Annotated in this window: 8 protein-coding genes; 4 read left to right on the top strand and 4 right to left on the bottom strand. The window is 65.7% G+C overall.

Annotated elements, in window-relative coordinates; translation table 11 throughout:
- Positions 1-135: 135 nt before the first annotated feature.
- The 4 genes from galA to BM066_RS13915 all read right to left on the bottom strand — a co-directional run bounded on the left by galA (position 136) and on the right by BM066_RS13915 (position 10,742).
- Entirely contained in the window at positions 136-2,607 is a 2,472-nt protein-coding gene (gene galA, locus BM066_RS13930) for a beta-galactosidase GalA (protein ID WP_089928851.1), read from the bottom strand.
- 154 nt (positions 2,608-2,761) lie between these two features.
- Entirely contained in the window at positions 2,762-5,437 is a 2,676-nt protein-coding gene (locus tag BM066_RS13925; protein ID WP_026176408.1) for a TonB-dependent receptor, read from the bottom strand.
- An 869-nt stretch (positions 5,438-6,306) separates the two neighbouring features.
- Entirely contained in the window at positions 6,307-9,213 is a 2,907-nt protein-coding gene (locus BM066_RS13920; protein ID WP_029669038.1) for a TonB-dependent receptor domain-containing protein, read from the bottom strand.
- A 539-nt stretch (positions 9,214-9,752) separates the two neighbouring features.
- Positions 9,753-10,742: a LacI family DNA-binding transcriptional regulator gene (locus BM066_RS13915; protein WP_255367589.1), complete on the bottom strand. Its 990-nt coding sequence runs from the start codon at positions 10,740-10,742 to the stop codon at positions 9,753-9,755.
- A 97-nt stretch (positions 10,743-10,839) separates the two neighbouring features.
- Between BM066_RS13915 and BM066_RS27360 the strand changes: the two genes are divergently transcribed.
- From BM066_RS27360 to BM066_RS13895, 4 genes are all read left to right on the top strand, one after another.
- On the top strand, positions 10,840-11,502 hold the full coding sequence (locus BM066_RS27360; protein ID WP_369823246.1) for an FAD-dependent oxidoreductase: 663 nt from the start codon (positions 10,840-10,842) through the stop codon (positions 11,500-11,502).
- On the top strand, positions 11,499-11,849 hold the full coding sequence (locus tag BM066_RS13905) for a RidA family protein (RefSeq protein WP_029669042.1): 351 nt from the start codon (positions 11,499-11,501) through the stop codon (positions 11,847-11,849). The genes BM066_RS27360 and BM066_RS13905 overlap by 4 nt, the downstream gene beginning before the upstream one ends.
- 208 nt (positions 11,850-12,057) lie before the next feature.
- Positions 12,058-12,561, top strand: a complete 504-nt coding sequence (locus BM066_RS13900) for an RNA polymerase sigma factor (RefSeq protein WP_029669043.1) — start codon at positions 12,058-12,060, stop codon at positions 12,559-12,561.
- Positions 12,558-13,484 (top strand): FecR family protein, encoded by a 927-nt coding sequence (locus tag BM066_RS13895; protein WP_029669044.1) that lies wholly within the window; start codon positions 12,558-12,560, stop codon positions 13,482-13,484. Before BM066_RS13900 ends, BM066_RS13895 begins: the two co-directional genes overlap by 4 nt.
- Positions 13,485-13,524: the final 40 nt, after the last annotated feature.

Raw genomic sequence — 13,524 nt, 5'->3', positions numbered from 1 at the left:
TTACGAAGGATGCAATGCGTAATACTGAGGGGCGGTTCAACCGAGCCGCGGGCGCCTCGGTTTTGAGCGGCGAGCGTGCGATCCTTGCGCATCCGGGCGGAAGGCCCGGCCGGTCAAAGTCAGGCCGGCCGCCCTTCAACGGCTGGAGAGGATGGCGACCGCGTTGGGCAATCCCTCGGCGCGGGCTTCCAGCCGGATGGTCCCGCCGGCCTTGCGCGTCTGGACGAGCGCCTGGGCCCAGCCGTTGTAGGTCGTGCGGAACGCGGCCTTGTCCGGCTCGTGGCTGTTAGGGTCGCCGTTGCCGACGCCGATCAGTCTTCCTGGGCCGGTAAGGCCGAAATCGACCCGCACGGCCGCCTTCGGCACAATCACGCCGGCCTTGTCACAGACCGAGACATTGACCACGGCCACGTCCTGGCCGTCGGCGGTCAACTGCGTGCGGTCCGGCGCGAGGACGAGGCGGGCGGGGGCGCCGGCCGTGCGGCGCTCGGCCTTGAGCACCACCTGGCCGTTCTTGAAGCCATAGGCGACAAGCCGGCCGGGCGCGTAGGGAACCGTCCATTGCGCATGCCCATCCTTGGGCGGCGTCTTCCGGCCCAGGGAGACGCCGTTGAGGAACAACTCCACGGCCTCGAGGTTCGAATAGGCCCAGACCTCGATCGGCTGGCCCTCGCGGCCCTCCCAGTTCCAATGCGGCAGGAGATGCAGAACCGGCAGGTCGTCGCGCCACCAGGCCTGGTAGTAGTAGAAGATGTCCTTGGGCAGGCCGCACAGGTCCATGATGCCGAAGTTGGAAGACACCGACGGCCACCAGTTGAACGGCGTCGGCTCGCCCCGATAGTCGAAGCCTGTCCACACGAAGCCGCCCAGCAGGTAAGGCTTGGAATTGTAGAGGCTCCACCAGGCCTGGGCCGTCTTGCCCCAGTAGGGCGCGTCGACATCGTACGACGAGACGACGGCGCGCTTGTCGTCGCGGGCGTACTCGCCGCGCGTGGAGACGGCGCTGGCGGTTTCGGTGCCGATGATTGGCATGTCCGGATATTGGACCCGGAACGGCTCGATCAGCTCTTCGTGGTAGTTGAAGCCCATCACGTCCAGGGCCTCGGTGATCCCCTGGCCCTGGCCGCGGTTCATGGCGGCGGTGATCTTGCGGGTCGGGTCCAGCGCGCGGACTTCGCGAACCATGGCCTTGGCGATCTTGGCGCCGCGCGCGGTTCCCTGCTGCGGCTCTTCGTTGCCGATCGACCACAGCATCACGCACGCATGGTTGCGGTCGCGGCGGACCAGGCGGCGCAGTTCGTCGAGCGGCTCGGGCGCGGAGCTCATCTGGCGTGTTTCGTCGATCACCAGCAGCCCCAGCGCGTCGCAGGCGTCGAGAAGCTCGGGCGTGGGCGGGTTGTGCGCGGTGCGATAGGCGTTGGCGCCCAGGGTCTTCAGTTGCTTCAGCCGCCAGACCTGCAAGGCGTCGGGGATCGCCGCGCCGACTCCGGCATGATCCTGATGGTTGTTGACGCCCTTGAGCTTCAGCGGCCGGTCGTTGAGGAAGAAGCCCTCGCGGGCGTCGAAGCGGAAGGCGCGCACGCCAAAGCGCACCTCGTAGATGTCGCGGATCGCCTCGCCTTCCCGGACGGTCACGCGCAGGACGTAGAGATTGGGCTCGTCGGTCGACCAGAGGCGGGGCGAGGCGATGGCGCAGGCCAGGCGCGCGGTCTCGGTTCGCCAGCCCGCGACGGCCTGGGCGGTCTGGGCCGAGGCGACCGGCGCGCCCGCCGGATCCAGCACCACGGCCTCGATCCTGGCCTGGGCCGGCGCATCGCGTTGGTTCGTCAGTTCGACGTCGGCCTCGACGCGGCCGTCGGGGGCGGCGCGAACGAAGACGCCCCACTGGGGCACGAACAGCGTTGAGGTCTTCACCAGCCAGACGTGGCGATAGAGGCCCGCGCCCTCGTAGAACCAGCCCTCGCCCAGGCTGGCGTCGATCCGCACGAGCAGCACGTTGGGCTTGTCGTCGGTGTTGAGGAACTCGGTGATGTCGACGCCGAACGAGGCGTAGCCGCTGTGATGCTGGGTAACGATGTAGCCGTTGACGATCACGGTGGCGTCGCGGAACGCCCCGTCGAACTCCAGGGCCACGCGCCCTTGGGCGTCGGCCGGGGCGATCGGCAGGATCGTGCGGTACCAGCCGACGGAGGTTTCGGGGAAACCCCGGCCGATCGGCCTGTAGCCGTGAGCGGCGGCGAGATCCTCGTCGTCCTTGTTGGCGGGGTTGCGGGTGAAGCGCGCGTTGTCGACGAACGGCAGCTCCACCGCCCAGTCGTGGGGCAGCGTCACGTCCCGCCAGCCGCTGTCGTCGTAGTCGGGCGCGGCGATGCGGCCGACGCCCCGCCCTTGTTTGGCGAAGGTCTGCTGGAATTCGCCGAAGCCGAAGTCGCGATCGGGATCGGCGGCGTGGCCCAGGGCGAAGCGCCAGCCATCGTCCAGACGGATCCGCTGGCGAGGAGCAGGCGCCGCCGTCGACGCCGGTTCGGCCGCCTTCGCCAAGGCCGGCGCGATCGCCGCGCCCGCGACAGGCAAGGCGCTGATCAAGGTGCGTCGATCGATCGGCAAAACAGGGCTCCCTGGAACAAGGACAGCGGTGAAAAAAGCTACCCGCCGCGCGGATGTCAGGCCGGACGCGGCGGGTAAGGGGGAAGGCGGTGCGTCGCGGATTTCAAGCCCGCGACGCTGGGTTAGGCGACATTTCGTCGATGAAGCCGGCTGGCTACATCTTGTAGACGAAGCTGATCTGGTAGCTGGGACCGAACACGCCGGTCTCCTGCCAGAGGCTCGGCGTCTTCTTGTAGGCCTCTTCCTTCTTGTTGAAGAGGTTTTGACCCGCGGCCGTGAGCGTCATGTGGTCGTTCAGGTTATAGCTGGCCGAGAAGTCCACCTGCACGCCCGACTTGATGGTGTGCCCCTCACGCGCGAAGAAGCTGTCGACGCTGCTTTGCTCGTAGGCGCTGCGATAGTTGGCCGACACCCGGGTGCTGAACTTGTCGTTCTCCCAGTAGCCGGTCAGGTTGCCCGACTTGCGAGACAGGTTCCGGAGCGAGAAGCCGGTCGTGGAATACTTCGGGTTCACATAGGTGTAGTTGGCGATGATCCCGAAGCCGTCGATCGGCAGCCAGGCGTCCAGCGACTGTTGCCAGTTGACCTCATAGCCGCGCAGCTTGATCACCGACGGATCGTTCTGGGTGACGGTGATGTCGTAGATCTTGCCGTTCGCGCCGGTGCAGTCGTTGGTCGAAGCGTTCATCGTCAGATTGACGCCGTTCCATGACGTCGGACAGACTAGCGAGGTGAAGGTGCCGTTCTTCACGTCCTTGGCGAAGGCGCCGAAGCTCAGGCCTGCGCCCTTGCCGTAGTACCACTCCAGGCTGACATCCAGGTTCTTGGCGGTCAGCGGCTTCAGCGTCGGACTGCCCTGGTCGACGAAGACCGTGGTCTGGCCGGCGCTGTCCTGGGTCTCGAACTGGGTGGTGTTGAGCTTGGAGCTGCTGTCGAGGATCGGCCGGACCAGGGTCTTGGCCGCCGCCAGCCGCAGGATCAGGCTGTCGGTGAAATCGAACACCACGTTGGCGCTGGGCAGGATGTTGTCGTACTTGCTGGTCGTCGAGATCTTGCCCAGCAGGTTCTGGATGTCGCAGTCACAGCCATCGGTCAGGTTCGAAGTGACCGTCTGCTTGGTCGACTCGTAGCGCGCCCCGATATTGGCGCGGAACGGCACTGGGCCGAGGTCGCCGCGCAGGTTCGTCATCGCGTAGAGCGAGTCGACGTTGCGCGAGAGGCCGTACGAGTCCTGAGGGTTGTAGACGGCCGGCACCGTCACGCCCTTGTCCGCCAGGGCCTTGCGATAGGCTTCGATGTCGGGCGTCAGCCAACTGTCCACGCCGGTGATCGCGCCGTCCAGGAAGTTGGTGACCTTCGGATTGCTGGCCGTATAGGTCGGAACGTACTGGAAGAAGTCGTCGAAGAAGTCGCGACGGGTGACGTTGCGGTCGAAGCCCTCCTTCTTGAGTTTGCCGCCGAACTGGACGTCGCTGACGACGCCCCAGCCCGCCTCGTACTTCACGTCGAGCTGGGCGGACTTGCTGTCGGTGACCTGATGATTCTGGGCGCCGTTCGGATAGGTCGACCAGGCCAGGTTCGAGGTCGCATAGACGCTGGGATCCGTCGCCGCGCTCGACATGGTGAACTTGATGCTGTCGGGGTTGCTGAAGTCCAGCACGCCCGAGGCGATCCTCGGCTCGATGATCGCGGCCTCTTCGCTGAGATAGCCGTCGCCCTTGGTGTAGTGCACGACGGCGTTGGCCTGCCACTTCGGCGCCAGATCCCAGCGGGCGTAGCCGGTATAGGCCTGGGTCGACAGGTCGCGCACTTCAAGCTGACGGTTGTTGTCGAACGTGAAGTTGCCGAGGTTGACGACGGTGGCCGCGCCATTGGCCACCTTCACCGGCGCGACCGAGGACTTGGCGAAGTTGCCGAACACCATCTGGTTGACGTTGTACTTGGTGGCGTCCTTCGAATAGACGCCCGTGAAGCCCAGCTTCAGATTGTCGGTCGCCTTGTACTCGACGCCGGCGTTGAACTGGGTGCGTTCCGAGGTGCGGTCGATGCGCCGATAGCGGAAGCGGCGTGGGACCAGCGTGCCCTGTGGCGTCGCGACCGAACCTGCAAACTCATTGGGGGCGCCCGAGGCCGTGTACCAGCGATCCATGAACGCGTAATCGGCGCGGTCGTCGAGTTCCTGGTAGTTCAGACCGGCGTAGACGCCCAGGCGCCCGTCCAGATACTGGTTGGCGTAGACGAGGCCGAAAGCAGGATTGACGCCGCCGCCGGCCAGCGTGGCCTTCTGGCCCTTGGCCGAGAGGATCAGTCTCTGACCGTTGATGTCGAGCGGCTTAGCCGTGCTGATGTCGATGGTGCCGGCCAGGCCGCCCATGTCCATGTCGGCCGTCGGCGACTTGTAGACCTGCACCGAACTGGCCAGTTCGGTCTGGATGATGTCGAAGCGGAAGCCGTCGATGAAGTTGGGATTGGCGAAGTCCTGACCGTTCAGGGTCACCTTCGCGTACTGCGGGCCAAGGCCACGGATGCTGATGGTGGCGCCGCGCCCGTTGACGTTCTGGATCTGGACGCCCGGGATGCGCTGAATGGCCTCGGCGATGTTGTCGCTCGGAAACTTACCCAGGTCCTCGGCGGAGATGCCGTCCGAGACGCGGATGTCGTTGCGTTTGGCCTGCAGCGCCGTCGCCAGGCTCTTGCGGAAGCCTGTGACGACGACCGCCTCGATCTCGTCGCCGGAGCCCGCAGGCGGAGCCTGTTGGGCCGATGCCACGTTCGCGAAGAAGAAGCCCGACAAGGCGGTGCTCATCATGGCGTAGTGTCGAAGTTTCATTTCCCATTCCCCTTTTGTATTGTAGAGTAGCAAATACTTCTGCATTCCTTAAGCGTTGATGCAAGCCCACTGTCGTGATGGTGTTGCTTGTATGCTTATGGTTGCTTTTATTTTGAGGCGATTACCCTTTGTATGTTTTATTTCATCTCGTGGTTGTCTGTAATGCTTAACTTGACGCGCTAAGAATTGTGAGCGCGTCTCCGTTTTCGTCTCCGACCGGATCGGGCGTGGTCCCCCTTCTCATATTTCCGCGAAGCGGCCGGTGTGTTCCCCCGTGGCCAGGAGTCGGTAGGCGTCTCTTGCATACCAATTTATGACCACCGTCAGAATGTGAACTTAATCATTCATATGATCAATATGAGTTTTCTGGAAGGTGCCTAAGAGAATGCGGTTTTCGGCGTGCGAATGGGCGCATAAGGTTATTTATTGGGCCTAAATTGGTACTGTCTCGCGCCATGGCGCCTCCGAAGGCGGCGATCCGGGTGCGCCCGAAGCTGATCGATCTGCGGGAATGGGTCAGGGGCCGTCGAGGCGCGGCTCGGGCAGATCGCCGTCCACGGGCTTGATGGCGCCTAGCGTGATCTGGCTCTTCGGACGGATGACCGGTCGGCAAGCCGTTCAAGTCCGGATTCTATCAGGACGGCGAAGCCCGCTTCTGGCGCTTCCACCGCGCTAGCAGGGCTCAGTGCGGCTCTGCAGCTTTCGGACCGGCCAAAGGCGAAAGGCGCGGGCGCGGTGGGAGCGTGCTGGATCCTGCCGCGCGCGCCTGGCGGCTTGGGCGCCGGCCAGGCGCGCGCGGCGCCTCAATGAGCTTTGGTCGGGAGGTGTCGCCAGGCCGCCATGTTTCCGATGGCGGCCTGGTCGCTGAACTAGAAGCGGAAGCGGACGCCCCCGCGATAGATGCGCCCGACGATGTCGTAGAGGGCGGGATTGGCGTAGGCGGGCGACTTGGCCGGGTCATGATCGAAGACGTTGTCGACCTTGAAATAGGCCGTCACGTCCTGGCGGATGTTATACGTGCCGCCGATGTCCAGGTAGAACGCGCCCGGCATGAAGTTCTTGTCGATCGTGGGCGCGATCGCCGTCGAGACGGGACAGCTTCCCGCGGCGCAGACGACATACTGGTTGCCGTAGTTGCCGTCGCTGAACCAGCGCTCCTGGACTGTCAGGCTGAAGCGATCGTTCTCGTAGGTTTGGATCGCCAGCCACTTCCAGTCCGGCGTCGCCCCGGTGTTCACGCCCGCTGAGTCGGTCGGCGCGGTGCCCGGCAGGCCCGTGTCGGTGATGAACTCCCGGATATGCGTGGCCAGGGCTCGCAGGGTGAAGTTGCCGTCCAGGCCCAGAGGTCGTTGCCAGCGATAGCTGGCTTCGATGTCGAAGCCGCTGGTCTTCCACGAGGCCAGGTTGAACGACTGGACGTTGATGTAGTTGGGGCCGCTGGTGTTGTTGAGATTATAGGTCCCGCAGGTCTCGGGCAGGATGTTTCGAAAGCACAGGTCGACGATCTGGGCCGCGCCCAAGCTTGAGATGACGTCGTCGATCTTGATCTTGTAATAGTCGAACGAGGCGCTGAAGCCGGGCAGCCACGAAGGGTTGGCCAAAACCACCCCGAGCTCGGTGTTGCGGGCGATCTCGGGGGTCAGGTTGGGGTTGCCCACGGCGTTCTGGATCGCCACCACGTTCACGTTGCGCACCGGGTCCAGGAAGTTGGGCAGGGTGGTCGTGACCGGCGCGGCGAACAATTCCGAAAGATTGGGCGCGCGTACGTCGCGGGAGGTGACTCCGCGCAGGCGCAAGCCCTTGAGGGGTGTGTCCCAGGTGCCGCCGGCTTTCCAGGTCCAGACGGTTCCCGAGGTGCTGTAGTCGGTCACCCGCGCCGCGGCGTTGAAGTTGGCGCGCCCTAGGGGCTCGGAGTTGATCAGGGGGACGTCCACTTCGAGATAGGCTTCCTCGACGTGGTAGGCGCCGTTGCCGTTCTTGTAGTTGCCCGCGTACCAATTGTTGCCGACGGTCGACAGCACGGGGTCGGCCGGGAACTCGGCCGTGTTGGGGCTGCGGTCCGAGACGCCCGCGCCATAGGCGTCGGCGCGGACGGTATAGAACTCCCGGCGATATTCGGCGCCGAACGCCACCGACAGCGGCCCGGCCCACAGATTGAGCGGGGCGCCCGAGAAGTTCAGGCTGACCACGTCCTGGGTCATGCGTAGGCGCTGAAACGGGCCGTTCTCGGGTTGGACATAGGCCAGCGCCGCCGCCGAAGGCGTCTTGCCGCCGATGATGTTGAGCGGCTGGCAGCCGTTGGCCCGCGCCACGGGATCGGCGCAGACGATCGCGCCGTTCAAGGTGACCGCCTGGATGGCTTGGTTGTAATGTGGCGTGAGCAGGATGTGGTCGACGTCGATCGCCGTCTTGTTCACCCCGTGCTCGTAATAGGCGTCATAGCTCCAATCGGAATTGAAGGCCGCGAACTTGCCCTTCAGGCCGGCGACGGTGCGATACTGACGGCGGTCGGTGTGAACCTCGGTGTTGGGCAGCAGTGCGTTGCTGGTGCCGAACTGGAAGCTGGTGACGCCCGCGGTGGCGCACGCGGCCTGCACCGAAGCGGGCACGTACGGATTGGCGCACTGCAGGGTCAAGCCTGGGCGATTTTCCCCGTTCACCGGCTGGTTGTGGGTTTTGACCTGGCCAAGGTTGAACGACAGATAGACCTCGTTGTTGTCGGCGAAGTCGTAGCCCACGCGGCCATAGGCGACCTTGCGTTCGATCGCCGACTGGAGCGTGCGGCCGGTGTCGACATTGCCCGACAGGTCGCCGCCGACGCAGAATCCGGGGAAGCAGCCGATGACCGCCCCGTTGGCGGCCTTGGACGGCACGCCGTTGGAGCCGTATTGGAACTGGAACGGCTGGCCGTTCTGGTCGAAGGCCGTGCCTTGCAGCGGGCCCGCGGAGATCAGGCCGTACTTGGTGTAGTTGTAGGGCTGGGCGAAGTCCCGCATCACATACTGCGGCGAGCCGTCATTAGTGACGTTGCGGTTGATCATCGTCGTCTGGGTGAACCAGTCGCGATCCCCGGCTAGGTCCAGACCGAAGTCGCCCGGGCCCACGCCGTCCTCCTTGGCCCATTCGCCGCTGGCGACCACGCGAAGGCGATCATTGAGGAAGCTGCGGCCCGCGGCCAGTTGCACCAGGCCCTGCTCATCGTCGCCGTAGGTGGTGACGCCGGCCTGGACGTTGCCTTTGAGCCCGTTGAAGTGGGTGTCGGTGATGAAGTTGACGACGCCGCCCACAGCGTCCGACCCATAGGAGGCCGAGGCGCCGCCGTTCACGACATCCACGCGCTTGATCAGCAGTTGCGGGAACAGGCTGACGTCGGTGACGCCTGTGTAGTAGGCCCCGACCACGCGCTGTCCGTCGAGCAGGGTCAGGGTGCGGATGGTGCCCAAGCCGCGAAGCGAGAACGAGCTGAGGCCCTGCTGGCCGCTAGAGGTGCTGAAGGTGTTGGTCGTCGATCCGCTGGAGCCCTGCAAGGACGGCAGTTGGACGATGGTGGCGAAGACGTTGGGCTGGGCGTTGTTCTGGATCTGGGCCTCGCCGATCATCGACGTGGGCGTGGGCGCGGTGAAGCCCGTGGTCTGAATGCGTGTTCCGGTCACGACGATCTCGCTGACCGTGGCGGTCTCCGGCGTGGGCGCGGTGGTCTGCGCCAGGGCCGGGGAGGCGATCAGGCTAGCGAGCAGGGCGGCCGCGCCGGCCGAGCTGAAAGTCATGCGCTTCATTTGCCGGACTAAACGTCCGTTTATCGCCGCGTTCGCCGCGGCGCCCAAATTGGAATTCCCGGTGCTCCCGGCGCGGGCGCGCGAAAGCTCTCTGTCCGTCGAGACCATATCCATCCCTCCCTAAAGCGCCGTTGGCCGGCGCGTTTGACGCTTCCTGCGGGCGTTCGCCCGGTCGATGGTAGCGTTATCGTAAAATTTGGTATGTCCGCTGTCTCGGCATGTCAATACTCCGACATAACGACGCTCAAGAGGGATCCTCTGTTCGCTGCTAGGACGAAATGTGCCACCTTCTTGTGAAAATTGGCGCAAAATGCGGGATGTGGATGCGTCAAGAGGGCGGGTCTTCCATATGGTAACGTTACCTGTGACGGGCTGCGGCGGTTGCGGACACCCGCGATGAGACCTTCAGCCGGAGAGAGGCCGGACTCTTTGGGTCTCGTGGTCGCGAAACCGTGGGTAGAACTTAGTCGCGCGACTGGACTTCGAACTCGCGGACTTTTCTTCGCTATGAGGCGGGAAGGGGATTAGACGCTTCGCCCCTAGAGGCGTGATGCTGACAGCCGGGTGACGATCTCATGGTCGAGCACGCGATCGCCGCCTGCGCCCGGCGGTTCGACGCCCGCGATGCGGGCGGTCAGCAGGCCAAGCGCCTCGGCCGCCAGTTTGCGCACGGGCTGGCGGACCGTCGTGAGCGGCGGCCAAAGGGTGACCGCGGCCGAAGTGTCGTCAAATCCGGCGACGGTCAGTTCACCCGGGACGTCAAGATGGCGGCGATGGGCGACGGAGACGACGGCGGCGGCCATGTCGTCGTTGCTGGCGAAGATCGCCGTCGGTGGCTGGGCGGCGTCGAGCAGTTGTTCGGCCGCCGCCAATCCCGAGGTGAAGCTGAAATCGCCTTGAGCGATCGCCGTCGTCACGCCATCGGTCTCGCGCACGGCGGCATGGAAGCCCGCCAAGCGTTCGGCGCTTGCCGCCTGGTCCGGATTGCCCAGGATGAATCCCAGGCGGCGATGGCCGAGATCGATCAATTCGCGCGTCATTTCATAGGCGGCGCGGCGATCGTCGATGCGCACGCAGATCGCGCCCTCGACGTCATAGGCGCCCACGGCCGCCATCGGCAGCCGGGCCTTGCGAAGCGCCTCCAGCAGGCCGGGGGATTCGCCAAGCGGCGGGGCGAGGATCACGCCCAGGACGCCTGACGCGATCAGGCTTCCAAGCGCGGCGGGCTCAAGCGCGCGTCCGCCCTGTTCGCCCTTGAGCAGGATCAGGTGGGCCCCGCGCGCCGAGGCCTCCTCGTAGACGCCCGTCAGGAAGTCGCTCATGAAGGCCGCGCTGGGATTGGAGTAGATCACTCCGATCCTCAGCTCGGTGGAGGTCACCAGGCTGCGCGCTGCGACGTTGGGGGTGTAGCCCAGGATCTCGATTGCCGCCGCAACCGCCTTGCGTGTGTCGGGGCCAACGCCTGTGCGGCCGTTGATCACGCGTGAAACCGTCATCGGCGACACGCCCGCTTTGGCCGCGACGTCGATAATCGTCGGACGACCACCCCCTGCGTTTCTCGCCAATCGCTCCCCCGTCGCCGTCGTTCTACATGCTACCTAGTCCATTGCGTCCCGGACGCAATCCGTGATCGTCGCGACAGGTCGCCGTCGCGCAATTTCGACGCGATGTTCGGCGCGACCTGGCAGACCTCGCGTGTGGCCAGCGTTCCAGCGACGGGAACCCAGATCGGGCCTGAGTTCTTCCCCGGGGCCCTGGACGCCCAGTACTGCAAGAACCAGGGCGGCTTCTTCGTCTGCGACTTCCCGCAGAAGAACATTTGTCGGGGCCAAGTTCCCCAACGCGCCGCGCTACAGCTTCAACTATCTGCTCCGCTACAATGTCGACGTGGCGCGGGGCAATCTGGCCGCCCAGGTCGACGGGGTCTGGTACGACGACCAGTATCTGGAAGTGACCAACGGCCTGTCGTCCAAGCAGAAGGCCTGCAACGCCAGCAACGCCTCGCTGACCTACACCCATGACGCCAGTGGCGAATCGCTGAGCCTGTGGGGCAAGAACGTCTTCAGCAAGGCCTATCGCGTCGCGGTTCTGGGCGGGGGCGTCATCGGCATCACCAACGCCTATTATCTGGCCAAGGCCGGGCATGAGGTCGTGCTGGTCGATCGCCGCGAGGGGCCGGCCCTCGAGACCAGTTTCGCCAACGCCGATCCGCACCGACGACCTGTCGATCGCCCGCTACGCCTGACCTTTCCGTTTTTCGAAGAACCTGCTTTCGGAGATTTTCTATGATTACCCGCCTGCACCCCGGTCCGCGCATGAGCCAGGCCGTCATCCACAACGAGACCGTCTATCTGGCCGGGCAGGTCGGCGCGCCCGGCGCCGGCGTCGCCGATCAGACTCGGCAGATCCTCGGCCAGATCGAAGCGCTTCTGGCCGAAGCCGGCTCGAGCAAGGCCGAGATCCTGTCGGCCACGATCTGGCTGGCCGACATGGCCGATTTCGGCGCGATGAACGCGGTCTGGGACGCCTGGGTCGACGGAGCCAACCCGCCGGCCCGCGCGACGGGCGAGGCCCGGTTGGCGACGCCCGACTACAAGGTCGAGATCATCGTCGTCGCCGCGCGCTCACCGGGGTAGCGACGGAGCTCCGCAAGCGATGTGAGCGCTGCGGTCGCCGCCGCCGGGGCGCTCCCACGCCGCGCATGGAGCGGCGGGTGGCGGACTATGTGTCGCCATGGCTGGTGCGCGTCGCGCAAACTGTCATCAAGGCGTGCTAGGCGCCGGCCATGGTTTGCAGAGACTCGCCCGTTCCTGTCCGTCTCGCCCGCGCCGAAGGCGGACGGGGATGAGCGACCTCGCCAGCCTGCGCGCCCAGCGTCACGACCTCTATCACTTCATCGTCCGCCGCACGCGCGATCCGGCCGCTGCCGATGATCTGGTGCAGGAGACCCTGCTGCGCCTGGTGACCTACGAGCGGGCGCGGACCGTGGTCGACCGGGCGGCCCTGGGTTATCGGATCGCGCTGAATCTGGTCCGCGACCACTTTCGTCTTCGGAGCCGCCGAGCGGTTGAAGCGCTGGACGACGACCTTCCCTGCGAGGCCCCCGCACCGGAGCAGATCCTGATGCACCGCCAGAAGGTCGAGGTGTTCGGAAAGGCGCTGGACGCCATGCCGCCGTTGCGGCGCGACGTGTTCATCCGGCGGCGGCTGTACGGCCATTCCACCCGCCAGATCGCCGCCGAGCTGAAGATGAACGAGCCGGCCGTCGAGAAGCACGTGGTGCGGGCGCTGGAGCAGTTGCATCGCGAAATGGCCAAGGCCGAGCGCCGCACGAGAGGCCGGTCATGAACCGGACCCGACAAAAGGCGGCGATGTGGGTGGCGCGCCGCCTGGACCGCGAGGACGGTGACGACCAGGACTTCGACGCTTGGCGGGCGGCGGATCCGGCGAACGGAGCGGCCTTCGACCGGCTGTGGGCCACGGCCCAGGATGCGGCCTTGACCGAGGCCATGGCCCTCAACGTCCAGCGGCGTTCGGTGCGTCGGCCCGGATGGACGACGATCGCGACGCTGGCGGGTGGGCTGACGGCCTGCGCGGTCGTCCTGGCTGTCGCCTGGCCCCAGCTGCAGTTGATGGTCGTGGATCCGGCGCGATTCGAGACCGCACCGGGAGAGATCCGGACGGTGGCTCTGGCCGACGGCTCGCGGGTGACGCTGGACGGCGCCACCCGGCTGGAGGCCCGGATCGGCGCGCACCGACGCGAGGCGCGCTTGGTGACCGGCGAGGCCTTCTTCGACATCGCCCACGACGCCGCGCGCCCCTTCACGATCAGCGCGCCGGAGGGCTCGGCGCGGGTCCTAGGCACGGCCTTCGACCTGGAGCGCGGCGACGGCAGGCTGGAGCTGTCTGTGCATCGCGGCAAGGTGCGCCTGGCGCCCGGGGGACTGATCCGCCGCACCACCGACCTGACGGCGGGCCAGCGAGCCTTCGCTAAGGATGGCCGCCTTTCCCGTCCGCGCGCCTTTGATCCGTCAGCGGACGATTGGCGCTCGGGCTGGCTGGAGACCGACGGCGTGACGCTGGCGCGGCTGGTCGAGCGTCTCAATCGCGCCTCCAAGACGCCGATCGTCATCGACGACGCCGCCCTGGGCCGCCGACGCGTAGCTGGGAGGTTCCGTTTGGACGAGTCTGAAGCCCTGGTCCGCAATCTGGCCCTGGTCCATGGCTTCCAGGTTCGCAAACAGGCGGGAAGCCTGGTGTTGTCGCGCTGACCGCCCCGCAGTTCGTCTGGGGCGTCGCGGAAACTTCACA

Source organism: Caulobacter sp. UNC279MFTsu5.1 (assembly GCF_900114015.1).
GTDB lineage: Bacteria > Pseudomonadota > Alphaproteobacteria > Caulobacterales > Caulobacteraceae > Caulobacter.
Note: the sequence above shows the minus strand (reverse complement) of the source record. Positions and strands in the feature narration are given on the sequence as shown.